A 24,559-nucleotide genomic window follows, 5' to 3' on the forward strand; every position below is an offset into this window, starting at 1 on the left:
CCTGTTTCCTTTATTCAGAAATCATGTTGTCCGTTTAAGCCACTTATTCATAAATCCCCTGATTCCTGTCAAGGTTCCGGATCCCGGAGTTGCAGGTACAGCCAGATAACGAAGAGCAAGTTTCTCTATATCTTTGGAGGCTTTGGCATTGGGATAAGCCAGACTATAGGGCATTTGCCTTTTAACCGCCTTGACTACCTGGGCGTCTTCTGAAATATACCCAAGCAGCGGAATATCCGTCTGCAAAAACCGCCTCGCCACTCCAGCTATTTTATCTGCCACCCGTTCCGCTTCTCGTTCGTCCTCCACCCGGTTAACGATCATCCGAAAGGGCGTAGCATTTTCCTGGCCGTGCATAACTTTGACTAAAGCATAAGCATCGGTTATAGAAGTCGGTTCAGGTGTGGTTATAATCAGGCATTCATCGGCAGCACCGATGAACTTCATATTCTCTCTGGAAAGCCCTGCCCCAGTGTCAAAGATGACATAATCCATTTCCTGGGCAATATCCTCGACTTGACTGGCGAAGAACTCCAGATCACGATCCGACAATGAGAACAACTCTTTCATGCCCGATCCTCCAGCAATGTAAGGCAAGCCACTGGCACCCAGTTGTATGATTTCCCTTATGGATTTTTGTCGGTATAACAGGTGGTAAAGATTATAGGAAGAAGACGTACCCATAAGAACATCAATATTAGCCATTCCAATATCAGCATCAAATACTAGTACCTTTTGCCCCAAAGCCTGCAATGCCAAGGCAAAGTTCAGTGTAAAATTGGATTTACCAACACCTCCCTTACCACTGGCCACAGTAATGATTTTCGAGGATCGAATATCTCGCTCAATGCCTTCCAATTCCAATGGCGCGGAGACCATACTTCGAAGTGCAGCTGCCTGATCCTTCATTGTGACCATTCTCCCAGCAACTGTTTAGACAACGAATCTGCATCCGGCTTCAACAAATCGTCCGGAACATTTTGTCCATTTGCCACATATGCGAGCTTGAGTGGAAAACGGTGTAACAAGTTAAATAGCGGACCGCAACTCCCAGTCTCATCCATTTTGGTGAAAATCACCTTATCCAGACCATATTTACTGAAATGTTCCGTGATCTGAACCATATCAGCACTTTTGGAAGTCATACTCATGACCAGAAAGGTTTCGCTATTCTCTACAGGAGCAAGCAAACTTTGCAGTTCCGAAACAAGTAATTCATTTCTGTAGTTTCTACCCGCTGTATCCATAAAGATCAAATCACAATTCTCTAATCGAGAAATGGCACGTTGTGTATCACCGGGTGATTGCACCACCTCAAGTGGAACATTCAGTATAGATGCATATGTTCTAAGCTGTTCTACCGCCGAGATCCGATACGTATCTGATGTAATGAATCCAACTTTACGCTGTTTTTTGAACATTTGTTCAGCAGCTAATTTTGCAATTGTCGTTGTTTTCCCTACACCAGTTGGTCCAGCTACATAGACGATTCGCGTGGTAGGAAGAATGCCTTCTTCAATACGTTGCTCCAAAAAGTGCATAACCTCAAGCTTCACTATTTGCTCTACATCCTGTTCTTTCAATCCATCCTCAGACCATTTTGCTTGAATTGAATCAAACCAGGATTCCCATACTTCAGGCCAAACATCTTGTTCTGTCAAACGTTCTCGGATCGTATGCAGTTCCTCTGGCACAGGATCCGCAGAAGTACCTTGCTTTGAAAGCCTGGTTACCATCTGTTTAAGATCCTGCAACTCAGTCATCAACTTATCCTGCTGCAGGTCTGAACCTGTTGACTTCGGACCAGTTGCTGAACCCGAAAAATCCGCCCCTTGCGGTCGCGGTTTATGATCCGTGCTCGAAGAACCAGAGCCGCTGTCTATGTCTGAACCGATATTACGCGATTCAAACACAGACGGCGCAGCCGCAGATTGGTCCTGTGCACTTTGATCACCTGTACTCATTGTCGCCGACTCATCAGAAGCCGCAACAAACGAACGAGCTGTTTGCCGATAAGCCTCAGGTACAAATGCACGAGGTACAGGTGTGAATTGATTTTGTACTGGCTTTGTTGTTTGCTTGTTTTCTTCCTTATCCACTGCAGCTACAACTTCGATCCGTTTTTTGCGAAACATTCCCATTACACCGCCCACCTTAATCTCTTTGGTGGACAGAATAACGGCATCACTTCCCAGGTCTTTGCGAATTTGAAGCATAGCTTCGGGCATGGTCTCAACAACGTATTGTTTTACTCTCATAAGTTCACCACCCCGATACTTTGAATTTCAACATTCGGCTCCAACTCGCTGTAGGAAAGCACAGGAATGTCCTGCATTGTACGTTCAATAACCTGACGCAGATACATCCGAATGGTTGGAGAAGTTAATACAACAGGTTGCTGACCTGATTGAATCAAACGGTTCACTTGTTCACTGAGCTTCTGATATACACTTTGTGTAGATACAGGGTCCAGCGCAAGATAACTGCCTTGATCCGATTGTTGCACACTTTCAGCAATTTTCTTCTCAAGACCAGGTCCAACCGTGATCACTCGAAGTGTCTCACCTTTTTGAGAGAACTGCTGAGTAATCTGACGTGAGAGGGATTGTCTGACGTATTCAGTCAGCACATCAGGATCCTTCGTATACGTACCATAGTCCGCCAGTGTCTCGAAGATGGTAACCATATCCCGAATAGATATTTTCTCACGCAATAACTTGGCAAGAACTTTCTGTACATCACCAATCGAAAGTAGCGAAGGGATCAGTTCATCCACAAGGGCAGAATAGTTCTCTCTGAGATTATCCACAAGTGCTTTTGTCTCTTGTCTTCCAAGTAACTCATGCGCATGTTTCTTAATCAGTTCAGTCAGATGTGTAGCCACAACGGAAGGCGGATCAACGACCGTATATCCTGCAAGTTCCGCTCTGTCTTTGGTTACTTCATCAATCCATAGTGCTGGAAGTCCAAAAGCAGGCTCCGTCGTTTCAATACCTGTCACAGACTCCTCATCATAGCCAGGACTCATGGCAAGGTAATGATTCAGCAACAGTTCTCCTCCGCCTACCACATTACCCTTGATTTTGATAACATACTCATTGGGTCTAAGCTGGATATTATCTCGAATCCGTATGACCGGTACGACCAACCCCAGTTCAAGAGCACACTGCCTCCGAATCATAATGATCCGATCCAATAAGTCCCCACCCTGCTGATTATCAGCAAGCGGGATTAAACCATAACCAAATTCAAACTCAATAGGGTCCACCTGAAGCAGGTTAATTACACTTTCAGGACTTCTAACCTCTTCAATCTGCTGTTCTTCTTCCAACTGTTCTTCCGCTACTTGTTTCAAATTCAGATTATTCTGCATACGCCACGCGGCATATGCCAACACACCTGCCAACGGAAGCGTAGTAATAACATGAATAGGTGTGAAGAAACCGAGCATGGCGATAACGAAAGCTACGATATAAATAAGTATTGGATATGTAAACAGTTGCCCTGTAATATCATCTGCCAGGTTTCCTTCGGATGACGCTCTTGTGACGATAAGGCCTGCTGCTGTGGAAATAAGCAGAGCAGGGATTTGGCTTACCAATCCATCTCCGATCGTCAGTACAGAGTATGTTGACATTGCATCTGCGAAAGCCATCCCATGCACAGTCATACCGATTATAAATCCACCAATGAGATTGATCAGGAGGATGATAATACTTGCAATTGCGTCACCTTTTACGAATTTACTTGCTCCATCCATCGCTCCATAGAAATCGGCTTCACGTTCAATTTTGGAACGACGCTCACGAGCTTGTTGCTCGTTGATCAAACCCGCATTCAGATCCGCATCAATACTCATTTGTTTACCAGGCATCGCATCGAGAGTGAATCGGGCAGCAACTTCAGCTACGCGCTCAGACCCCTTTGTAATAACGATAAACTGAACCACAACGAGGATCAAAAACACGATAAATCCAATCGCAATTTGCCCACCAGCAATCCAGCTACCAAAGGTAGCAACTACAGCTCCGGCATCCCCATCACCAAGGATTAGCTTGGTTGTCGAAATGTTCAGTGCCAGTCGGAATAGTGTAGTGATCAACAGCAAAGCTGGAAAAATAGAAAACTGCAACGCTTCCTTGCTGTTCATGGCAACAAGGAGTATCATCAGAGCAATTGAAATATTCACGACCAGCAACAAGTCCAACAGCCAGGGCGGGATCGGGAGAATCATCATCAACACAATGCCAATGATACCCGCAAGGACAGCTATATCTTTAATCTTCAATGAATGTACGGCCTCCGATCCCCTTTTATTTCGTTCTGCCCTTTAGTTTATATACATAAGCCAGCACTTCGGCTACCGCTTGAAACAAATCGGCCGGTATAGCGTCACCAATCTCGGCTCTCTGGAACAATGCTCGTGCTAACGGCTTGTTTTCCATCGTAATAACACCGTTTTCTTTGGCAATTTCCTTAATACGCAAGGCGACATAATCCTGACCTTTGGCAATAATCTGCGGTGCCTCCATCTCGGAACCTTCATACTTTAGCGCAACCGCGAAGTGGGTCGGGTTCGTGATGATTACATCCGCATTCGGCACTTCCTGCATCATACGCTGCATAGCCATACGACGCTGACGTTCCCGGATTTTACCTTTGATCAGCGGATCGCCTTCCATTTTCTTGTACTCATCCTTAATGTCCTGCTTGGACATGCGAATCTTCTTCTCATGGTCATACTTCTGATACATGTAATCAAATATCGCAAGTATCATTAATGCCACTGCAATCTTGATACCAAGACTTAAAGTGATCGACGCAGCGAAATGTAAAATAGCATCCAATGAAAAATGAGAAAGTGAAGCAATATCTGACTGGTAGCCTTTAATTGTACTGTAAACGAGATAACCGATAATCGACATTTTCAAAATGGATTTAGCAAATTCCACTAATGAGCGGAGAGAGAATATATTTTTGAAACCTTTAATCGGGTCCAGTTTCTCAAGTTTTGGCTTCAATCCTTCCCCTACAAGAAGAAAACCAACTTGCATGTAGTTAACGATCAAAGCAACCAGTAACGCACCCAGCAAAACGGGAGCGATCAATAACAAAACTTCAATGCCATAGCGCATCATAAGCGCCATCACATTCTCTCCGGTGATATCCATACTCAATCGATTGATGAAGATATCTGTAAACAGACGAACTATACGTTCTTTATAAAAATTGCTGAATACCATCATGATCAAAAACACGATTAGGAGAATGGAGGCGCCAGATAGTTCAGCGCTTTTTACAACCTGTCCTTTTTTTCGTGTATCCTGTCTCTTTTTCGGGGTAGCTTTCTCCGTCTTCTCCCCTGAAAACAACTGGAGGTCGAGTTGAAGTTTCATCCGTGTCTTTTCCTCCGTTTCACTCAGCCGGGCCTTTGTCCAATGGTTCCAAGCAATTTTTCCATCGATCTGAATATCGCTTCGAACAATTGACTGAATACAAAGGAGAAACTGGGAACCAGCAAAAGCAAAATAGCAAGACCAACGAGTAACTTAAGCGGCAACCCAACTGCAAATACATTAAATTGAGGAGCAGTTTTGGCCAAAAAACCCAATCCAACATCCGTCAAAAACAACGCAACTACAATTGGAGCCGACATCTGAAAAGCGAGCATAAATGATTGACCTAAGGTCTGAATCAAAAATTCAGCAATACTTCCATCTGCCAACCGTAGGAAAAACACATTCGATAATGGTACCCACCGGTAACTGTAAACTATCGCATCCAGCAAATAATGGTGTCCATTCATCGTCAGAAACAGAAGCATTGCAAATGCATACTTCAAGTTACCTGTAAGTGGAGCTGAAGCACCTGTCATTGGATCATATACATTAGCCATACCAAAACCGATCTGTAGATCGATAAAGGTCCCCGCAGTCTGAACAGCCGTCATCAACAGATAAGCCACAAAACCTAAAAGCAGGCCAATTAAAATCTCTCTGATGATCAATAAGACATAGCTCAGATCTGTAGGCACGGTCTGGTCTATTCCATAGATCAGATAGACAGACAATGTGACAAATGCAGAGATACCAATTTTAACTGAAGCCGGCACATTTCGAGCCGAAAAAACTGGTGCAGTTACAAAAAATGATGTGATTCGACAAAACATAAGCAGAGCGACAGGGAAACTTTGCAATAATGTCTCCATCTGCTAAAGCCTACCCTATATATCTGTATAGATTATCGAGAATGTTAAACGTAAAATCGACCAAGATATTTAAGATCCAAGGTCCAAACAAAAGTACTGCCAGAAGTACGGCAACAATCTTGGGTACAAAAGCTAATGTTTGTTCCTGAATTTGAGTTGTCGCTTGAAAAATACTGATTGCAAGTCCTACAACCAGAGCTAGTATAAGCATGGGTGCGCTGGCCAGCAATGACGTGTATACCGCTTTCCCGGCCAGACCGATAATAAATTCCGAAGTCATGACCGTCCTCCTTTAACTTTCCGGATCAAGTATTAAAACTCAGTAACAGTGACTTGACAACCAGATACCACCCGTCTACAAGGACAAAGAGCAGTATTTTGAAAGGTAATGAGATCATGACCGGCGGAAGCATCATCATCCCCATTGCCATGAGTGTACTCGCGACAACAATGTCTATAACCAGAAACGGAATAAAAATCATAAACCCCATCTGGAATGCTGTCTTCAACTCACTGATTACATATGCCGGTACCATTACAGTGATTGGAATATCCTGGTAGGTCTTTGGTTGTTCAGTCTGATTGTACTTCATAAACAGCAACAGATCTTTTTCTCTGGTGTGACTAAACATAAATTTCTTTATCGGATCAGCTGCTTTTTCAAGTGCCTCTGTTTGCGTAAGCTCTCCCTGGAGATAGGGCTGAAGCGCTACCTGATTTATGGAAGACAACGTCGGCGACATAATGAAAAGTGTCAGAAATAGCGCCAAACCGACCAGCACCTGATTGGGTGGCATTTGTTGTGTACCCAAAGATGTACGTATAAAACCGAGCACAATTACAATCCGAGTAAAACTGGTCATCAGTACAAGCATTGCTGGAGCAATACTAAGCACCGTAATTAACAGAATGATGGACAGTGAACTCGTGCTTGGTGTCCCTCCATCACCGTTTCCAATCTGAATATCAATATTCGGAATGGGTTCGGCAAAGGCAACCGTTACAGATGCCAGACTGATAAGTCCTAATAAACAACACGCTAACCAAATCTTTTTCTTCATGAATCCCTCGACCGATCTGTAGTATTGTCTTTATCCAGGAGCTTTTCCATCTTCTCTTTACGGTTAGGCATCTGCCGAAGTTTGGATTCAAACATTTCGTGAAAAGAAGTTGTGTCCTCTAGTTCCATTTCCCGCGGCGGTTCTTCTCTACGGAAACGTTTTGTGAGCTTGGCAATGAGAGGTGAGAGATTCCCTTGTTGTGCAGCAGCATCTCTTTCGAAGGAATCAATGATTCTTTGCGCCTCTTCCAGATCTGAAACCTTATCTACCAACTGAATGTCTTCACCTACACCAAGCAGATATACACTTCCACCAATTTCAATAATTTGCAGCGACTTGTTTTGCCCCAGTCCAACCCCGCCCAGGGTACGAATTGTGCCGTGCCGGAACATTTGCTGATTCCGTTTGTTTAAGAACCGGATCAGATAAACAATAAGGGCCAGGATGACGGCCAGGACAACAATCACCCATACAAGCTGTAAATAATAATTGGTTCCCACGCCAGCTCCTCCTGGAATATCACCCTGAGCCATCATCATGTCTCTTAAACGCCCAGTGTCTTGCTGATCGCTTCGATAACCCGGTCAGATTGGAAAGGTTTAACGATAAAGTCTTTGGCACCTGCTTGAATAGCGTCGATTACCATCGCTTGTTGCCCCATCGCGGAGCACATAATTACTTTAGCGTTAGCATCAATCTTCTTGATTTCTTTCAAAGCTGCAATGCCATCCATCTCAGGCATCGTAATATCCATTGTGATCAGATCCGGACGAAGCTCTTTAAATTTCTCAATTGCTTGTGAGCCATCCTGTGCCTCACCAACAACCTCATATCCATTTTTGGACAAAATGTCCCGGATCATCATTCTCATAAATGCAGCGTCGTCTACGACTAAAATTCGGTTTGCCATCTTGATTCAAGTCCTCCCTAAATTGTGCTTATTGTAATTTCTGAATTCGGTCCCATTGGCTAACGATATCTATAACACGAACACCAAAGTTTTCGTCAATAACGACAACTTCTCCCTTGGCGATCAGTTTGTTATTCACCAAAATATCGACAGGTTCCCCGGCTAACTTATCCAGTTCGACAATCGAACCCTGTGACAGTTCCAAAATATCTTTAATTTGCTTCTGGGTCCTTCCTAATTCTACGGTGACCTTAAGGGGAATGTCCATCAATAAATTCAAATTGTTTTCGTCTACCTGACCATACGCCCCATTTTGCAAATTGGCGAATTGAACTGGTTGTACGTTAACATTCCTATTTGGCATTCCACCGTAATGCTGAGGTGCACCATAAGGTTGCTGCGGTGGCATGCCATACGGCTGCTGTGGCGGCATTCCTTGAGGCATACCCATCGGGGCCTGTCCATATCCGTTATAGTCCTGAGCAGGCTGTTGTGGAGCCTGTGGAGCCTGTTGGTGCTGAACGGGCGGCTGCTCCGCAATCGGTGGTGGCGTTGCTGGTACAGCTGCTGGCGCAGGTTCAGGTGTTGATGCCACTGGTGCGCTGGCAGTTGACTCCTGAGCGCCTCCAATCAGCATATCTACCATGCTTTTGGCAAAATGTACTGGAAGCAACTGCATCAGATTGGAATCGATCAGATCCCCGATTAACAAACGAAATGAAACTTGGATAAGTGTCTCATCTGCTGGAAGATTACTTACACCCTCTCCACTCTCCAGATTGAGAATATCGATTCCCGGAGGGGAAATATTCACAAAACGATTAAAAATGGTGGACATTGAGGTTGCAGAGGAACCCATCATCTGGTTCATCGCTTCCTGTACTGCACTAATATGGATTTCATTCAGTTCTTCATCGACCGGATTTCCTTCGCCACCCAGCATCAAATCAGCGATGACTTGAGCATCTCTCTTCTTGATAACAAGTGAGTTAATGCCTTCAAATCCATCCACGTAATTCACATGAACGGCAACATGCGGCTTAGGAAAAGCTTCTTCAAACTGCGTTCGACTAATGATAGAAACTTTAGGTGTTGTAATATCTACTTTGAGGCCTAATAGCGTGGATAAGGCTGTTGCCGCGCTACCAAATGTAATGTTACCAATCTCCCCCAAGGCATCCTGCTCCAGCTCGGTCAAAAAATCATCAACCGTCTTTTCAGCGGGTTCCGAGCTGTTTATCGATTCCGATTGCCTGAGCAAAGCATCGATTTCTTCTTGGGATAAATAATCCTTACTCGTCAAATTCTTCAACTCCTTCGGTGACAATCTTGTCTATTTGCACAGCCACACGGTCTTTGATTGTCCCCGGACTGCCCATGTATTTCAGTTTGTCACCCACTTTTATGGAAAGTCCCTCATCAACTGGTTTGTTCAACGTAATGACATCGCCAACGGACAGACCCAGAAATTCTGCAATTGAAATTCTCGATTCTCCCAATTCCGCAACGATTGGTAACTTGGCTTTGTTTACACGCTCTTTTAGAGCATCATACTCCTCCGGAGCTCTCGTTTTCTTCTCCGAAACAAACCACTGATGAGTTGACAACCGTGACATAATAGGTTCAAGAACGACATGCGGTATACATAGATTGATCATGCCTGTCGTGTCACCAATTTTGGTACTGAGCGAGATCAGAGCAATGGTCTCATTGGGAGATACAATCTGCATAAATTGCGGATTGGTCTCGAGCGCTTCCATCCTTGGGGAAATATCCAACACAGTCTTCCATGCTTCCTGCAAACTTTCAAATGCTCGGCTGAATATCCGCTCCATGATGGTCGTCTCAATCTCCGTCATGGATGCGATCTTGGTTGGAGCAATTCCGGTTCCACCAAGCAGGCGATCCAACATCGCATATCCCACGTTTGGATGGACTTCCATCACCATTCGTCCCTGTAGTGGCTCCGCTTCAAAAATGTTCAATATCGTCATCTTAGGAATAGAACGGATAAACTCATCATAAGGCAACTGTTCGACCTGAACGACATTGATTTGAACGAACGTCCGCAGTTGGGCTGAAAAATAAGTGGTGAGAAAGCGTGCAAAGTTTTCGTGAATACGAGTCAAGCTTCTGATATGGTCCTTGGAAAAACGCACTGCCCGCTTAAAATCGTACGATCTAATTTTCTTCTGAGTTTCTTCCTTCTTCAATTCTTCTGCGTCCATTTCACCAGAAGAAAGGGCTGCTAATAGGGCGTCAATCTCATTTTGTGATAATACATCCACCATGTTCTCACCCCCTTACAGGTCTACAGCGTGTTCTGTTCATTACATTGGCGCCATTACAAAAGCTGAAAAACTGGTGCTGCTCAACTTACCTTCAGGTAAAGCTTCATTAATTAGTCCCGTCAATCTCTCATTAAATTGTACGCGGCCCTTCGCTGTAGCCAGCTCCTCAGACTTTGTATCCGCAAACGTCTGAATGATAATTGGCTTCACTGTAATTTCTTTGATTTTCTCGAAATCTTCTTTGGCTGTTTTGTCTGACAACTTGAATGAGAAGCTGACAACTACAACATGATCCGTATCAGCCAAATTGGTTTTAATTTCTCCAAGCTCAGAGGAAACCTCTACAATCTCATCCGCAGTCATCTTCTTGGCTTCTGAAGCCGCCGCCGTATGTGTGTCGTCCTTATTTCCGTTCTGTCCTTGCATAAATACAAACACAACCACCACAATGAGTGTTATCGCCAGCAACATTGTTGCAAGCCAGGGCATCATTTTTTTCATCAGGATTCCTCCGTTTGCTGCACTTTAATAGTGGCTGCCTGAACCCCGATTTCACGGTTGTAATCTTTAATCTTGGAAATAACGTCATCGGCTTTTTCAAGCACAATCAGTCTCTTTCCAGTTACCAGAGTAATATACGTATCCGGCGTCTCTTCCACAATTTCAACCATCAGCGCATTTAACCACATGGGAGAACCATTTAACCGCGTAACCGAAATCATGCTAAGCCCCCTTGATCAGAGTGGGAGGAGCAAGCTCCCCCACGTTTTAAAAATTCATTAATCAGCTATTAACGTTTCAGGTTAACAACTTCCTGAAGTATTTCATCCGACGTTGTAATGATCCGGGAGTTTGCCTGGAATCCACGTTGAGCTACAATCATCTCAGTAAACTCTCCAGTCAGATCCACGTTAGACATCTCGAGCTGTCCAGCAATGATTGCTCCTGTTCCGTCCTCAGCACTGTTCGCTGTTAATGGTTCCAGCGCCCCATCCGGATTCGCGTTTGCTGTCATACGGTACAAGTTGCCCCCAATTTTCTCAAGGCCTTCTGGATTGACAACTTTACCTATTCCAAGCTGTGGACCTGCTTCGATGGTTCCGTCTGCCATGGTTTGGTTAATTGTTCCATCCTGACCTATCGTGAAGGAAACCACATCATCCGGTATCGTAATATTTCCACCACCATTATCCAGAACAAACAATCCATCCGAAGTCAAAAGGTTACGTGCAGCATCCACATGGAAATCCCCTGCACGAGTCAGGTAAGGTATTTCCTGATCTTCACTCAAACGTACCAAGAAGAATCCATCTCCATTAATCCGAAGATCTGTTGGATTATTCGTTGTCATTGGGCTACCTGCCAGATGCAGCGTATCAATTGAACCTACCGTTACACCAAGACCGATTTGTTTCGCATTGACACCACCACTTGCATCGCCAGGGGCAGTTACCCCTGCCGTTGTTTGGCTCATAATATCTTTGAACATAACCCGACTGCCTTTGAAGCCAACCGTGTTTACGTTCGCAATATTGTTACCTATTACGTCGAGTTTTGTTTGGAAACCCCGCATCCCGGAAACGCCTGAGTACATTGATTTTATCATTTTAAAAAATCCTCCCAGTCTTCATTTGGTTACCGCATCAGTCGGTCAGCGGCATTCCGGCTCCCGAGAAGGGCCAGCCGGTTAAGAAATGATTACGGCACTATCAATCTGAGTGAACACATTATCCTTCATGCTCTCACTATCCATAGCTGTAACCACAGTACGATTTTTGACATTGACGATAAAAGCCATATCCTGCATTAAAATCAATGACTCTTTGGCTCCTTTAGCAGCAGCTTTGTCCAAAGCAGAACCAATCTGTTCCATTTGCTCGGTCTTGAGTTCAATACCACGCTGTTCCAATCGTTTGGCAGCATGATTGCTCAATTTCAGAAGATTATCTTCCAGCACCTTTGCAAAAGGTTTTTCGGGTATGACCGAAGCTTCTCCCGTTTTGGGTCTTTGAAGCATATTCGGTGTAATCGGGCCTGCGTATAATTGTCCAACCGTTATGCGATCACTCATATCGTTTTCCCGCTATCTTCCGTGTCACCCGTTTCAGTGGATGATTCAACTGGCTGGCTCTCGTTCGTTTCAGGGGTTACGTCCTGAACGTTCTGTACCGGAGTTTGACTCTCTTCTGCCTGTTTTGGATAATTCACCTGAATGATCTCATCCAGCTTAATCTCGTCTTTGCCCACTTTTGCGTATTGAACGCTATCTCTTACAATGATGGAATCTACAATACCCTGGCGAAGAGTTCCGTTATCATCTTTATTAGAAGAAAGCCAACTTACCTCCATGCCAATCATGCCGGATACAGCACCAAGTGACTGGTTCAATGTTTTGAGCTGGGTAGAAATATTGACCAGTTGTTCCACTGAGCTGAACTGTGCCATTTGAGCGATAAATTCCTTATCCTCCATCGGCTGCATCGGGTCTTGATTTTGCAGCTGGGTAATCAGGATTTTTAGAAACTGATCTTTACCCAATTCTTTTGTTGCAGCACTTGTAGTTGCTTTATTGGCTGCCGAATAGTTCGGCCAGGTATTATTCGTTGAAACAATTTCATTAGCCATTTGCTCACCTCATTTCTGTTTAAGCCTTAGCACTAAATGTATCTCTCTGTAATTCATTTCCTTCGACTTGCTCGCTACGCCAGTTACGCAATTCTTCTTGAATTCCTGCTGTAGCTATAGCATCATCCGATTGTTCCTCACGCTCACGCGAACGGCGTTGTTGCTGAGAATTACTTCCCGGCTGACGGCCTCCGTCCTGATACATCTGTGATCCGATTGAACTGTTCTGAGTAACCTCAAGTCGTTCCACTTGAATTCCCTGGGCTTGAAGTGAAGAACGTAGCTGCGTCATTTGTTGTTCAAGCATGTCTTTAGCCATCGTATGTTCAGTCATAAACCGTGCAACCAACTGCCCGTTCTGCATGGTAATTTGAACGTCCAACTTACCTAAATGCTCAGGCCGAAGTGAGATGGTCGCCTCGGAAAATCCTTTTTGCTGGACAATATCCAGCTTGTTAACAACAAACTGTGTCATTTCCTTGGCAAACTGTGATGTTTGCATTACAGGTTCAGCCGGCTTTCCTGCTGTTGTACCTGATGAACGCAAAGACAGCTCTCCTGCAGTAATGATGGTTGAGTGTTCCGCTTCTCCACCTGCATTTGAAGCAGATGTTGTCTCAGCCTCAGCTTTCACCTGGGTTCCAGAATTCGCCACTGCCGCAACAATAACTTGTGGCACAACAGAATCCTGTTTAGATGTTTGAAGCGAAGTACTTGTAGCGACTTGTGCAGTCTGATCCTTAACTGCAGTCAATGTATCCAGTATGGATTTCAGTTCAGTCCATCCTTTGTTACTAGTGGTATCCACTCCAGCCTCTTGAAGCTGACTCTGCAGAGATTGTAACAGATGTTTGAATTCAGGAGCGTTCTTCGCAACATTACTCTCAGGATCATTCATTCCAGCTACTAATTGTGTAAGCATATCTTGCAGAACAAAACGTACTGCTGCCGGATGCTGCGACAGTTCAATTGCGGGTACTGTTTTTGCGCTTTCCGCTCCGTTCGAAGACTCGTCGGAACCTTCTGCATCAGTACCTGAAGGTTTACTTAATTGTGTATACATCTGTTGAATCAGAGTTTGCAAACCTGCAAGTAGAGCTGGGTCATTTTCCAAAGCTTCGTCAAGTGAATCCAAGTCCGTGAACAACGAATTCAGTATAGCTGTGATTGATGCCGCTTCTCCTTCTTCACTTGTAGCAAAGGAAAAGACCAACGGATTGGCAGTTAAGCTTCCAGTAGCGCTTGAACTATCACCTTCTGTGTTTCCTCCAGATAACGATTGTGCAAGAGTTTGGAGAAATTCACCGCTAGCACCTGCAGCTGAACCTTTCGATTGTGCTCCGGTTGTCTGAACTGCCCCTGTTGCTTTTGCAGATGCTGTGGATGCCATTTGATATACAATCGACATTTATTTTCACCTCCTCTCGGTTCTACAGTGTAATCAGTTCTACTTGTTGCCCATTAATTTGTTCAAAATTTTTGCAGTTTCAACCGAGTCCTCTGAAGACATGTTCTCAAGCAATTGAGAGCGTGTTGCATCATCTACTGAATTCAGGATGGTCAATGTTTTGTCAGGACTTAGCTTGTATGTTTCCAATAATAGCTTGGCACCACTTGAAGCAGACATCGAAGCAAATGTTTGACTAAGCTGGTTTTTATCCAGGTTTTTGCTTGTGGTTGTGGATGCGGTTGAAGTTGCTGCGGTTTCTTTCTTCAATCTGGATTGCAGCGCATCCAGCGCCAGATCCCCAGACGGTTTGGCATCCTTCATCATCATGGTGACATCGGCTGCTGTTTTCGGGTCCATCTTTTCAAGCACCTTGGTCCGAGCAGATGACTGCATGGCATTCAACAACAATACCATTTCCTCATTCGTCATATTTTGCAAAATCGGTGCAGCTTTGCTTGGGCTCATGTCCGCATACATTTTAGCTAAATCTTTGATTTGCTTTTGATAATCGGATTCCGTTTCTGGCGTTGCTGCCGTAGCTGTTTCAGCCGCTTTTTCCGCATCATCCAACTTCTTCTGAAGGTCCGTGGCCTTCTTCGCTTCAGTTGTTGTCGCTTCCTGTGCTGCCTTAAGTTCTGTTTCTTTGGCAGTTACTTGGGATTTCAGCTTTTCGATTGTGGCTTCAGCACTTTCAACCTGCTGCTCACTTTTCTCCAGCTTATCTTTCTCAGGGTCCAGCACAGGATCAGGTACCCATTCCTTAACTACCGGGATCTTGTTGGCGAATTCGAACAAATTATTACGAATATCTACATTAAAAAGCGTAAGCAATACGCCCAGCAATACTACGGTGAATACAATCGGGATGGAAATCATGAGAAATTTTTCCCAGCCGCCTCCCGATTCTTTTTCCATGTCGCTATCGTCTTTAACAGCCATCGTTCATTCCTCCTTCACGAGACAACTTCGCGTCCGGCTCACATCAATTCGCGCGTCCGGCTTTGGCAGCGAAGCGTACAGTAGCCATCTCGTCCAGATCGTTCTGTTCCCGGAGGAGCATATCCTGCTGAAATTTGATCTTGGCCTTGTCTCTCGCTCCAAGCCATACTTTTTCATCAACCATCTTACCGTTCAGAAACGTCTGATTCCGCTGCACATTGACCTGAGCATGTTTAACATCATTGTTTTTACGTGAAATGCACTCGTCAAGATGATGTACATATCGCTGCATCTCCTGCAGACTGTTTACAGACGCTGTATTTTCCGTAGCAGATTGGATAATCCCGACCAGATTATTTCTATCGTTCAGAAGTTGTATCAGATGCTCTTCCTCCGTCTGAAGTTTACCGATCGCTGTGGATAACATCCACTCTGCCTGTGTTTTTTCATTACTCTTCAGGTCAACAACTTTCTGGAAATGATATCGAAATTTCATCGCTTAACCATTCATCTCCTTGCAAATTCAAGAATCAAACGTTCCTGCACTTCATTTAAGGTGACTTTCTCGTCAACTTTCTGCTTGGTAAAGTTCCATATACTATCAATCTGGTCTATGGATTCATCAATCGCTGCATTTGATCCCCGCTGGTAAGCTCCAATATTGATCAAATCCTCCGACTCTTTGTACACAGCCATCAAACGTTTCATATTATTAACGGCTTCCAGCTGCTCTTCCGGAGCAATATCCTTCATGACACGACTTATACTGGCTAGTACATCGATCGCTGGAAAATGACCTTTATTCGCAATGGATCGGTTTAACACAATGTGGCCATCCAATATACCCCTCACCGCATCGGCGATCGGTTCGTTCATGTCATCCCCATCAACCAGAACGGTATAAAAGGCTGTAATCGAACCCGTAGGCCCTGTGCCTGCCCGTTCAAGCAGTTTGGGTAAACTCGCAAATACCGATGGCGTATATCCTCTCATTGCCGGAGGTTCACCTACAGCCAAACCGACTTCCCTTTGAGCCATCGCATATCGAGTAACCGAATCCATCATAAGCATCACGTTCATTCCACGATCTCGGAAATACTCTGCAATGGTAGTTGCAATAACTGCTCCCTTAATCCGAATCAGAGCAGGCTGATCTGATGTTGCAACAATGACTACGGAACGTTCCAATCCTTCCGGACCCAGATCCCGTTCAATAAAGTCGCGAACCTCACGTCCACGCTCACCTACAAGCGCGATGACATTGACATCCGCCGCGGTATTACGAGCGATCATGCCCATCAAAGTACTCTTACCAACACCAGAACCGGCAAAAATACCCACACGCTGTCCCTTACCTACGGTCAGCAATCCATCGATAGCCCTTACACCAACACCCATCGTTTCAAGTACACGTGGACGATCCATTGGATTGACCGGAGTATTGGAGGTAGAATACATCGGCATTCTGGATGGAAGGAGGGAACCGTCCAGCGGCTGTCCAAGTCCGTCCAATACTTTACCGAGCAATTCGGAGCCTACCTGAACACCAAGTGGCTTACCCGTACCTACTACATCACAACCAGGGCCGATGGATTGAAGTTCACCCAGTGGCATAAGCAGCACTTTGTTATCTCGAAACCCAACAACTTCGGCTTGAAGAGGCTTGGCCGATTTACCAGGATAGATATAACATACGTCACCGATACTTGCATCTGGCCCTTCTGACTCCACCATAAGACCAATGACCTGAGTAACTTTACCGTTAATACGAACAGGATCGAATTGGCGCAAATGTTCCATATATCGCTGTGAACTAAGAACCTTCATGTTGATTTCTTCGCTCCTCATCCTCAAGTGCTATGCGGACCAGTTCTTTTTTAATCTCAGCAAGCTGTGTATCAATTCTCGCATCTACACTTCCAAACGAAGAACGAATGACACATCCCTTATCTTTGACCGTTGAATCAGGCAAAATCTGCAATTCTGCCTGAGAGTCAATAGACAGAGACAATTCTTCACGAGCTGCCTGTACAAATGTAAACTGATCAGGTGCCACACAGAGTGTGATCAAACCCTGCTCCCGTTTACGTGACAAACTCTGACGAATCAGTTCCAATGTATGATCGGGTTCAATGGTAAGTTGCTTATCAATGACTTTCTCAGCGATCCCGCAAGCGAGCTCCACGAGGAACGGTTCGGCTTCCTGAATGATCTGATCTTTAGCTACATAAGCTTCCTTGAGCACTTCCTGGGCTTCAATCATCATCTTTTCGATCTGCACCTGGAGATCCAGTTCAGCTTGTACTTTGCCTTCATCAAAACCCTGTTGAAAACCTTGTGAACGTAGCGCTTCGGTCAGATGTTCATCCTGTTGTCGTTGTTCCTGCCACCAGCTGTCGATCTGTTCACGGGCCTCTTGAAGCATGCGTTCTGCCTCTTCTGAAGCTTCACGTACTTGCTTTTCTGCAAACTCCTTGGCATCTTCCAGCATTTCTGCGGTAAGACGTTGTGTTTCTTCGTCCACGCGTGCTTGAAGCGTTTCTGCCTCAGAACCTTCAGCACTATCACCGTATAATTCCGTTTCAGACTCCTCAGCACCACCATAATGATGGTGATTTTCAAGTTTTTTGCGGTCATCAACCGGTACATACTGGAAAGATTTAATCAAATTAGACAATGATATCATCTCCTCCACCGCGTGCGATAATGATCTCACCGGCTTCTTCCAATCTCCGTATCGTTCCTACAATGCGTGTCTGAGCTTCCTCAACATCACGCAATCGCACAGGCCCCATGAACTCCATCTCTTCTTTGAATGTTTCGGACATCCGCTTCGACATGTTCCGGAACACAGCATCCCGAACCTCTTCGCTTGCCACCTTGAGTGCGAGTTGCAGATCTGCGTTGTCGATATCCCGGATAATACGCTGGATCGAACGATCATCCACATTGACGATATCTTCGAATACAAACATACGTTTTTTGATTTCCTCTGCAAGCTCTGGATCCTGAATTTCAAGCGAGTCCAAAATGGTACGCTCTGTACCCCGATCGACTCCGTTCAGAATCTGAACGATCGATTCGATACCACCCGCATTGGTGTAATCCTGTGTTACGGTAGAAGATAACTTCTGTTCCAGAACCCGCTCCACTTGAGAGATAACTTCTGGCGAAGTACTATCCATAACAGCCACCCGGCGAGCGACATCTGCCTGTTTCTCTTGTGGCAAGGATGATAGAATCGCTGCTGCCTGTTCGAATTGCAGGTAAGACAGAACCAGGGCAATCGTTTGCGGGCTTTCATTCTGAATAAAGTTCAAAATTTGATTCGGATCTGCTTTGCGCGCAAAGTCAAATGGTCTAACTTGCAGCGTAGCTGTCAAACGATTAATGACTTCAAGTGCTTTTGATGAACCCAGAGCTTTCTCCAGGATTTCTCTCGCATAGTTGATACCGCCCTGAGAGATATATTCCTGCGCCAGACAGATCTGGTGAAACTCGGCCATGATCATGTCCTTTTCGGAAGAATCAACCTTGCGAACGTTGGCAATCTCCAACGTAAGTTGCTCAATCTCCTCATCACGCAGATGTTTGAAGATCTGAGCCGATACTTCCGGACCTAATGTAATCAACAAAATTGCTGCTTTTTGTCTTCCAGTCAAACCTTGACTGCTTGCCTTCGCCAATGCGTTCACCTCTATTCGTCAGCCAGCCATGTACGCAGCAGATTGACGAATTCGTCTGGCTTTTTCTTGGCCAAACTCTCCAATTGTTTGCGCACCTGACTTTCGTTCGTTACACTGTCCAGCGTAATGGACGGGAACTCTGTTGCTATTGGAAGAGGAATCTCTTCTTCTTCGACTTCGTTTTGTTTGCGGCGACGGCGTACTAACAAAATAACTACCGCTGCGATCAATGCCGCTATGAGTGCGCCTCCACCCCACATCATCGTTGAGGAAAGCTGGAAACCTGTATTGTCTGCAGAGGCAGACTGGAATCCTTGTGACATGACTGAAACTTTCTTTGTCAGATCGGCGTCACTTATTACAGTGCCTGAGTCTGCCAGTGAAGCACGAACAATGTTAACCAAAATGTTTTCAATTGCGTCCTGAACCGGTCCCTGTAATTCTGTTTCTCCATTTGGTGGTTCAACTGCAACGTTAATGGTTAAGTCTTTTACAGTATATGGACTGGAAATGATATCCTTGGCGATTCGATTAACATCGTAGTTTATAGTGCTTGATGATTCTTCAGAGGTAGAATTACCGGTTGCATCAGATGATGGGTAACCCGGAACTTCCTCTTGTCCTGTGCCAGCAACACCACCTGTTGGGTTGCTTGCGCCAGTGTAGCTCTTTTGAATCTCCTGCACACTGATCTCGATGCCTTTCATATTATCTACATCAACAGGTGTGACCAGATTTTCCTTACGTGTTTCTTTGTCAAAATTAAGCTTGGAGGCTACCAAAACATTAACTTTGTCTTCCCCTACAATCTGGGAAAGGAATTGCTTTACGTTATTACGGACATCGTTTTCAAACTTTTTCTGTAAAGCCATGTTTTCTTGAACTTCGGAAGACAACCCGCCACTGCCACCTCGGGCAGTTGGAATCAATTCTGCTTCATCTGTGTTCGTAATCGTGATGTTCTCAACAGGCAGATTAGGAATTGCAGTCTTAACCAAGTTAAAGTAGCCATCTACCGCTGCCTGATTTGGGTGATAACCCGGTTTGAATTGGAGAGCTACCGATGCTGATGCTTTGTCTTGTTCTTCTAAACCAGCAAAAATGTTATCTTTCGGCATATTAACGAGTACTTTAGCATCCTGTATCCCTTGCATCCGCTGAAGTAACTGTTCAACTTCTCCGTTTATAGCGTTGTTGTACTTTACATCAAACTCTTTATCCGTCATCCCGATAGGTGATGATGACTCCTCAAATGACTTATACCCTAATGAACCATTTTGAATAATCCCTTGAGATCCAACGTTGACCTTTGCGATTGCAACACTTGTACTCGGTACGGATATGGTCTTGCCATCTGAACTTAATTTGTATGGAATGCTAGATGAATCTAGATAACTGATCACGCCCGCTGAATCACTTGCATTCAAATCTGTAAAAGCAACTTCATATTCCGTCTTGGACAACTGCATCGTGAGCACAACTGCAGCCAAAATCAGAAACAGGAAGGTGGATATAAATAATACTTTTTGCTTTTTGCTAAAACTATTCCAATACTGGGATGCCTTATCCCTGTACTGGGCGATTCTCTCATTCACTCTGTCACCCCATCCGAAACTTTGCTTAGTCTGTCCTTACTCAACCCCATCCGTTTCATAGGTTGACGATCAGGAGCAGCATCGCAGCTGCTTTGTTGTAATGATCAGCGCTACTATCGAAGCGCAAGTAGGTTGTTTTATAACTGCGTTCGCATAACTTCCTGGTATGCTTCAACCACTTTGTTTCGGACTTGAGTTGTGAGTTGTAGGCTTAACAAGGCCTGTTCTGAAGCAATCATCACTTGATCCACATTCGCTTTGCCGACCAAAAATTGATTCGACATTTCATGAGATTGAGCCTCCTGTGCTGCAACGGACCCTAATGCATTCTGTAAGTATGTACCGAAGCTCTGAATGGTTTCGGCTGGTGTAGAAGGCTTACTTTCGGTTGCACTCTTCATCTGTAGCGGTTGTATCCCCTGTGTGCTAAACATGTTGTTCTGAATCATTAATGTCCCTCCCCTTCATCCTGGTTTGTATTTTTCTTATTTTCATTTCAAAGCAACTTATCTTCCAATCTCCAAAGCTTTGGAGATCATTGCTTTGGTTGAATTCAGTGCTGTTACGTTTGCTTCATAGGAACGGGAAGCAGAGATCATGTCGACCATTTCTTTCGCAATATCCACATTAGGCATAAATACATATCCTTCTGCATTGGCATCCGGATGAGAAGGGTCATACACAGGCTTCAAAGGTGACTGATCCTCGCGAATCTCCGTTACTCTCACGCCATCTCCTGAACCGCTACCTCTCATCTGATTTTGCAGCATCGTACCAAATGACGTTTTATTCGGCTCAAGCACAACCATTTTACGTTTGTAAGGGACCGCTTCACCATTGGATACGCTCGCGCGCGTCGTCTCTGCGTTGGCAATGTTGGAAGATATAACGTCCATCCGCAACCGTTGGGCTGTCAGAGCTGAGCTACTGATACTAAAACTATTACTAATGTTCAATTTAGGTTATCTCCCTTCCACGCCAACACGCATGATTTTAATTTGTTCGTTCACTTGCTGAATATAAGCGTTATAACGCAACTGATTCTCCGCCAGAAGACTCATTTCTCTGTCTATGTCGACATTGTTTTCGTTGTTATTCATGGAGGTTGACTGGTCCATATTAACTACTGGCGTTGGTACGGAAGAGGAAGGACCTATGACAAAATGCCTTGCATCAGTTACTTTACCCTTAAGAACAGGCATATCTCCATTCATTTGCCCTTGTAACATTTCTTCAAAAGAAACGTTCGAGCGCTTGAAATACGGGGTATCGGCGTTCGCGATGTTGTCAGCAATTGTTCGCTGTCTGATATTGGACGCATCGAGTGCACCTTGCAATCTTTTAAAACTGATATCGTTTAAAAGATTCACAATCCCCCTCCTCTCTTTAGAAGTTATGGAAAAAGATTGAATCTTCTTCCTTGAAAATCCTAATGTTTTTTCGACAAAAACATTCGTCTTTACACGGTTTTCTAGGACTTAAGTAGAATTAACTCTGATGTTGTCGTATAACATAAGTTTCTTCGAGTTTGGGATATATTACAATAAGAAAAAAGCCCTATCTTTTCTGAAAGACAGGGCTTTTTGTGTATTTTCTGCAAATTATGAATTTTTTCGTAAATGTTCAGGCCCAAAACAAAAGTATGTTAATACTCTCCCTGATTGTTCTTAAACATTCTTAAAATAAAAAAAACCTTTCTCGTCTCGGCAGCACTGTATAAAGCCTGTAATTATGTATATTTTCGAAATATTCATCGTTGATAATGTTAGAATTTTTTGCCGTTAGATTAAGGGTTTAGCGACTACATGATAGGTATGCATACGAAGCTGTGTATTAATCAATTGACAAGTTATCTTTCACGAATTAAGATTTCTCACCAATTCTACACAACACTTTCTTAACAATTAAGTAGGGTTTACGTATTTTAATCCCCAGAAAACAATTGGTGACTTCGCACTCTTCTATAAATTCTTTTTTTGCGCATTTACGCAACATTTACCAATCTGTCAACTAAACCGATGCCCAGACTTGGAATAAGAAACATTCTTTTAATGGGAATGACTGGATATAAAAATCAGAAATAACTACCACTCCGATAGGTTTTAACACGCTTTGCATGCGGCACAAGTCCTAGGTTTTGTCGATCCAGACAACAACCACACATCTTTTATCGGCTATCTCATCGAAATCCTTTAGATAGAAACAAAAATAAACGATATGTCACCGGTCGGAGAGAGAACCTTTTACGATTCGTCTAAGGAATGATTATCCTTCGTCGATCTCGTAAGTGTTCTCTACGGTCCAGTGCATATCGTTCATTCATTCGACCTTTTAGCAATTACATTGCAACCCTATATCACAGGATATACTGACTTAAATCACGATCAAGTGCAATATCATTCAATTTCTCACGGACATACTCCGGAGTAATCACCATACGTTCCAATGTAAGCTCAGGTGCCTCAAAGGATAAATCCTCCAAAAGCTTTTCAAGAATTGTATGCAATCGACGAGCACCTATATTTTCTGTATTTTGATTGACGGATTCAGCCAATTTGGCAATCTCGCGAATGGCCTCATCCGAGAACTCAATCTCAATATTCTCGGTGCGCAACAGATCCACATACTGCTTGGTCAGTGCATTTTGGGGTTCAGTCAGAATGGATACAAACTCCTCCAGTGTTAGACTGCTTAGTTCCACACGAATTGGGAAGCGTCCCTGAAGCTCGGGAATGAGATCAGAGGGTTTAGCGACATGAAATGCGCCAGCTGCCATAAACAGAATATAATCCGTTTTGACAGGGCCATATTTCGTCATTACTGTAGAGCCCTCTACGATAGGCAGAATGTCACGTTGCACACCCTCACGGGATACATCGGGTCCACTACCGCGTCCTTGACTGGCAACCTTGTCGATTTCATCGATGAAAATGATACCTGTCTGCTCCGCCCGGCGAATGGACTCCTGGGTAACATCATCCATGTCGATTAATTTCCCTGCTTCTTCCTGAATCAACACTTTACGCGCTTCTTTAATAGCGAGTTTACGTTTTTTTGTACGACGTGGCAACAAGCTACCAAACATCTCCTGCATGTTCATGCCCATCTGATCATTACCTTGACCAGCAAACATGTCCATCATGTTAGGAGCAGTGTCTTCGACATCAATTTCAATGATGTCATCCTCCAACTTGCCAGATAACAGATCAAACTTGATCTTACGGCGGCGTTCGGCAACCCCGGTATCCGGTTCTGGCTCATCCTGTTCCTGAACGTTGTTGCCATTATTCCCAAAGATCATCTCAAAGGGATTACGCTGATTCTTGGACTTAGACTGTGAAGGAGCCAAAATATGTACAATTCTCTCATTGGCCGCTTCTTCAGCTTTGTCCTTCACTTTTTCAGTGCGCTCCAGCTTCACCATCCGCAGTGATGTCTCAATCAGATCACGTACCATCGATTCAACGTCACGGCCAACGTAACCCACTTCAGTGAACTTGGTAGCTTCCACTTTCACAAATGGCGCACCTACCAGTTTAGCGAGGCGACGGGCGATTTCCGTTTTACCCACACCGGTAGGTCCAATCATCAAGATATTTTTAGGCACAATGTCGTCCTGAGTATGCTCAGGCAAAAGGCTACGCCGATAACGATTACGAAGGGCTACCGCTACCGATTTTTTAGCTTTCTTTTGACCTACAATATACTTGTCAAGCTCTGCAACAATCTGTCTCGGTGTTAACGCTTGAGTATTCATATTGCTTCCCTCCTACCAGTATGTTGAATTTATTTTA

The 24,559-nt window shown here is 44.4% G+C and carries 27 protein-coding genes; all 27 read right to left on the reverse strand.

Translation table 11 applies throughout. The features are described from left to right. Positions 1-21 precede the first annotated feature (21 nt). On the reverse strand, positions 22-909 hold the full coding sequence (locus tag ACE04G_RS21340) for a MinD/ParA family protein (protein WP_237175956.1): 888 nt from the start codon (positions 907-909) through the stop codon (positions 22-24). Further along, complete coding sequence (gene flhF / locus ACE04G_RS21345) at positions 906-2,258, reverse strand: flagellar biosynthesis GTPase FlhF (protein ID WP_449004594.1); 1,353 nt, start codon at positions 2,256-2,258, stop codon at positions 906-908. Before flhF ends, ACE04G_RS21340 begins: the two co-directional genes overlap by 4 nt. Next, the gene (gene flhA, locus ACE04G_RS21350; RefSeq protein WP_091017288.1) at positions 2,255-4,288 is read right to left on the reverse strand and encodes a flagellar biosynthesis protein FlhA; all 2,034 of its coding nucleotides are present in this window, start codon (positions 4,286-4,288) and stop codon (positions 2,255-2,257) included. Before flhA ends, flhF begins: the two co-directional genes overlap by 4 nt. A 25-nt stretch (positions 4,289-4,313) precedes the next feature. After that, the gene (gene flhB / locus ACE04G_RS21355; RefSeq protein WP_176872693.1) at positions 4,314-5,396 is read right to left on the reverse strand and encodes a flagellar biosynthesis protein FlhB; all 1,083 of its coding nucleotides are present in this window, start codon (positions 5,394-5,396) and stop codon (positions 4,314-4,316) included. 23 nt (positions 5,397-5,419) lie between these two features. Beyond that, the gene (gene fliR, locus ACE04G_RS21360) at positions 5,420-6,208 is read right to left on the reverse strand and encodes a flagellar biosynthetic protein FliR (protein WP_036609353.1); all 789 of its coding nucleotides are present in this window, start codon (positions 6,206-6,208) and stop codon (positions 5,420-5,422) included. Between the two features lie 10 nt (positions 6,209-6,218). After that, positions 6,219-6,488 carry a flagellar biosynthesis protein FliQ gene (gene fliQ / locus ACE04G_RS21365; protein ID WP_047842485.1) on the reverse strand — a complete coding sequence of 90 codons (270 nt, stop codon included), beginning with the start codon at positions 6,486-6,488 and terminating at the stop codon, positions 6,219-6,221. A 25-nt stretch (positions 6,489-6,513) separates the two neighbouring features. Beyond that, complete coding sequence (fliP, locus tag ACE04G_RS21370) at positions 6,514-7,269, reverse strand: flagellar type III secretion system pore protein FliP (protein WP_017689173.1); 756 nt, start codon at positions 7,267-7,269, stop codon at positions 6,514-6,516. Further along, a complete protein-coding gene (locus tag ACE04G_RS21375) occupies positions 7,266-7,802 on the reverse strand; it encodes a flagellar biosynthetic protein FliO (protein ID WP_143760270.1) in 537 nt (178 codons plus the stop codon). Before ACE04G_RS21375 ends, fliP begins: the two co-directional genes overlap by 4 nt. Positions 7,803-7,813: 11 nt before the next feature. Beyond that, positions 7,814-8,179 (reverse strand): response regulator, encoded by a 366-nt coding sequence (locus ACE04G_RS21380; RefSeq protein WP_017689175.1) that lies wholly within the window; start codon positions 8,177-8,179, stop codon positions 7,814-7,816. A gap of 28 nt (positions 8,180-8,207) precedes the next feature. Further along, positions 8,208-9,482 (reverse strand): flagellar motor switch phosphatase FliY, encoded by a 1,275-nt coding sequence (gene fliY, locus ACE04G_RS21385; RefSeq protein ID WP_449004595.1) that lies wholly within the window; start codon positions 9,480-9,482, stop codon positions 8,208-8,210. Further along, a complete protein-coding gene (gene fliM / locus ACE04G_RS21390; RefSeq protein ID WP_036609359.1) occupies positions 9,472-10,470 on the reverse strand; it encodes a flagellar motor switch protein FliM in 999 nt (332 codons plus the stop codon). Before fliM ends, fliY begins: the two co-directional genes overlap by 11 nt. 39 nt (positions 10,471-10,509) lie before the next feature. Further along, positions 10,510-10,971 (reverse strand): flagellar basal body-associated FliL family protein, encoded by a 462-nt coding sequence (locus ACE04G_RS21395; protein ID WP_036609360.1) that lies wholly within the window; start codon positions 10,969-10,971, stop codon positions 10,510-10,512. Next, a complete protein-coding gene (locus ACE04G_RS21400) occupies positions 10,971-11,192 on the reverse strand; it encodes a flagellar FlbD family protein (protein WP_076208897.1) in 222 nt (73 codons plus the stop codon). The genes ACE04G_RS21395 and ACE04G_RS21400 overlap by 1 nt, the downstream gene beginning before the upstream one ends. Positions 11,193-11,260: 68 nt before the next feature. Next, complete coding sequence (gene flgG, locus ACE04G_RS21405; protein WP_047842482.1) at positions 11,261-12,076, reverse strand: flagellar basal body rod protein FlgG; 816 nt, start codon at positions 12,074-12,076, stop codon at positions 11,261-11,263. Positions 12,077-12,157: 81 nt separating this feature from the next. Further along, positions 12,158-12,541 (reverse strand): TIGR02530 family flagellar biosynthesis protein, encoded by a 384-nt coding sequence (locus tag ACE04G_RS21410; protein WP_221824178.1) that lies wholly within the window; start codon positions 12,539-12,541, stop codon positions 12,158-12,160. After that, a complete protein-coding gene (locus ACE04G_RS21415; protein WP_221824179.1) occupies positions 12,538-13,095 on the reverse strand; it encodes a flagellar hook capping FlgD N-terminal domain-containing protein in 558 nt (185 codons plus the stop codon). Before ACE04G_RS21415 ends, ACE04G_RS21410 begins: the two co-directional genes overlap by 4 nt. Before the next feature lie 19 nt (positions 13,096-13,114). Then, a complete protein-coding gene (locus tag ACE04G_RS21420) occupies positions 13,115-14,503 on the reverse strand; it encodes a flagellar hook-length control protein FliK (RefSeq protein WP_221824180.1) in 1,389 nt (462 codons plus the stop codon). A gap of 39 nt (positions 14,504-14,542) precedes the next feature. After that, positions 14,543-15,484 carry a MotE family protein gene (locus tag ACE04G_RS21425; RefSeq protein ID WP_221824181.1) on the reverse strand — a complete coding sequence of 314 codons (942 nt, stop codon included), beginning with the start codon at positions 15,482-15,484 and terminating at the stop codon, positions 14,543-14,545. A 43-nt stretch (positions 15,485-15,527) separates the two neighbouring features. After that, positions 15,528-15,980, reverse strand: a complete 453-nt coding sequence (fliJ, locus tag ACE04G_RS21430; RefSeq protein ID WP_076208901.1) for a flagellar export protein FliJ — start codon at positions 15,978-15,980, stop codon at positions 15,528-15,530. 11 nt (positions 15,981-15,991) lie between these two features. Further along, positions 15,992-17,311, reverse strand: coding sequence for a flagellar protein export ATPase FliI (gene fliI / locus ACE04G_RS21435; protein WP_221824182.1), 1,320 nt, complete (start codon positions 17,309-17,311; stop codon positions 15,992-15,994). Continuing rightward, complete coding sequence (locus tag ACE04G_RS21440; RefSeq protein ID WP_221824183.1) at positions 17,298-18,161, reverse strand: FliH/SctL family protein; 864 nt, start codon at positions 18,159-18,161, stop codon at positions 17,298-17,300. Before ACE04G_RS21440 ends, fliI begins: the two co-directional genes overlap by 14 nt. Beyond that, positions 18,154-19,170, reverse strand: a complete 1,017-nt coding sequence (fliG, locus tag ACE04G_RS21445) for a flagellar motor switch protein FliG (RefSeq protein ID WP_047842476.1) — start codon at positions 19,168-19,170, stop codon at positions 18,154-18,156. The genes ACE04G_RS21440 and fliG overlap by 8 nt, the downstream gene beginning before the upstream one ends. 11 nt (positions 19,171-19,181) lie before the next feature. Next, entirely contained in the window at positions 19,182-20,765 is a 1,584-nt protein-coding gene (fliF, locus tag ACE04G_RS21450) for a flagellar basal-body MS-ring/collar protein FliF (protein WP_076208903.1), read from the reverse strand. A 137-nt stretch (positions 20,766-20,902) separates the two neighbouring features. Next, positions 20,903-21,214 carry a flagellar hook-basal body complex protein FliE gene (gene fliE / locus ACE04G_RS21455; protein WP_017689190.1) on the reverse strand — a complete coding sequence of 104 codons (312 nt, stop codon included), beginning with the start codon at positions 21,212-21,214 and terminating at the stop codon, positions 20,903-20,905. Positions 21,215-21,271: 57 nt separating this feature from the next. After that, positions 21,272-21,721 (reverse strand): flagellar basal body rod protein FlgC, encoded by a 450-nt coding sequence (gene flgC / locus ACE04G_RS21460; RefSeq protein ID WP_017689191.1) that lies wholly within the window; start codon positions 21,719-21,721, stop codon positions 21,272-21,274. A gap of 6 nt (positions 21,722-21,727) precedes the next feature. Beyond that, positions 21,728-22,135: a flagellar basal body rod protein FlgB gene (gene flgB, locus ACE04G_RS21465; protein ID WP_076208905.1), complete on the reverse strand. Its 408-nt coding sequence runs from the start codon at positions 22,133-22,135 to the stop codon at positions 21,728-21,730. Between the two features lie 986 nt (positions 22,136-23,121). Then, positions 23,122-24,522, reverse strand: coding sequence for an ATP-dependent protease ATPase subunit HslU (gene hslU / locus ACE04G_RS21470; protein ID WP_076208906.1), 1,401 nt, complete (start codon positions 24,520-24,522; stop codon positions 23,122-23,124). Between the last annotated feature and the right edge of the window lie 37 nt (positions 24,523-24,559).

The organism is Paenibacillus sp. AGC31, assembly GCF_057334655.1.

Coding starts and splice junctions, on each gene's coding strand:
- ACE04G_RS21340 (WP_237175956.1), bottom strand. CDS start 909: ATGAAGGATCAGGCAGCTGCACTTCGAAGTATGGTCTCCGCGCCATTG.
- flhF (WP_449004594.1), bottom strand. CDS start 2,258: ATGAGAGTAAAACAATACGTTGTTGAGACCATGCCCGAAGCTATGCTT.
- flhB (WP_176872693.1), bottom strand. CDS start 5,396: ATGAAACTTCAACTCGACCTCCAGTTGTTTTCAGGGGAGAAGACGGAG.
- fliR (WP_036609353.1), bottom strand. CDS start 6,208: ATGGAGACATTATTGCAAAGTTTCCCTGTCGCTCTGCTTATGTTTTGT.
- fliQ (WP_047842485.1), bottom strand. CDS start 6,488: ATGACTTCGGAATTTATTATCGGTCTGGCCGGGAAAGCGGTATACACG.
- fliP (WP_017689173.1), bottom strand. CDS start 7,269: ATGAAGAAAAAGATTTGGTTAGCGTGTTGTTTATTAGGACTTATCAGT.
- ACE04G_RS21375 (WP_143760270.1), bottom strand. CDS start 7,802: ATGGCTCAGGGTGATATTCCAGGAGGAGCTGGCGTGGGAACCAATTAT.
- ACE04G_RS21380 (WP_017689175.1), bottom strand. CDS start 8,179: ATGGCAAACCGAATTTTAGTCGTAGACGACGCTGCATTTATGAGAATG.
- fliM (WP_036609359.1), bottom strand. CDS start 10,470: ATGGTGGATGTATTATCACAAAATGAGATTGACGCCCTATTAGCAGCC.
- ACE04G_RS21395 (WP_036609360.1), bottom strand. CDS start 10,971: ATGAAAAAAATGATGCCCTGGCTTGCAACAATGTTGCTGGCGATAACA.
- ACE04G_RS21400 (WP_076208897.1), bottom strand. CDS start 11,192: ATGATTTCGGTTACGCGGTTAAATGGTTCTCCCATGTGGTTAAATGCG.
- flgG (WP_047842482.1), bottom strand. CDS start 12,076: ATGATAAAATCAATGTACTCAGGCGTTTCCGGGATGCGGGGTTTCCAA.
- ACE04G_RS21410 (WP_221824178.1), bottom strand. CDS start 12,541: ATGAGTGATCGCATAACGGTTGGACAATTATACGCAGGCCCGATTACA.
- ACE04G_RS21415 (WP_221824179.1), bottom strand. CDS start 13,095: ATGGCTAATGAAATTGTTTCAACGAATAATACCTGGCCGAACTATTCG.
- ACE04G_RS21420 (WP_221824180.1), bottom strand. CDS start 14,503: ATGTCGATTGTATATCAAATGGCATCCACAGCATCTGCAAAAGCAACA.
- ACE04G_RS21425 (WP_221824181.1), bottom strand. CDS start 15,484: ATGGCTGTTAAAGACGATAGCGACATGGAAAAAGAATCGGGAGGCGGC.
- fliJ (WP_076208901.1), bottom strand. CDS start 15,980: ATGAAATTTCGATATCATTTCCAGAAAGTTGTTGACCTGAAGAGTAAT.
- fliI (WP_221824182.1), bottom strand. CDS start 17,311: ATGAAGGTTCTTAGTTCACAGCGATATATGGAACATTTGCGCCAATTC.
- fliE (WP_017689190.1), bottom strand. CDS start 21,214: ATGATTCAGAACAACATGTTTAGCACACAGGGGATACAACCGCTACAG.
- hslU (WP_076208906.1), bottom strand. CDS start 24,522: ATGAATACTCAAGCGTTAACACCGAGACAGATTGTTGCAGAGCTTGAC.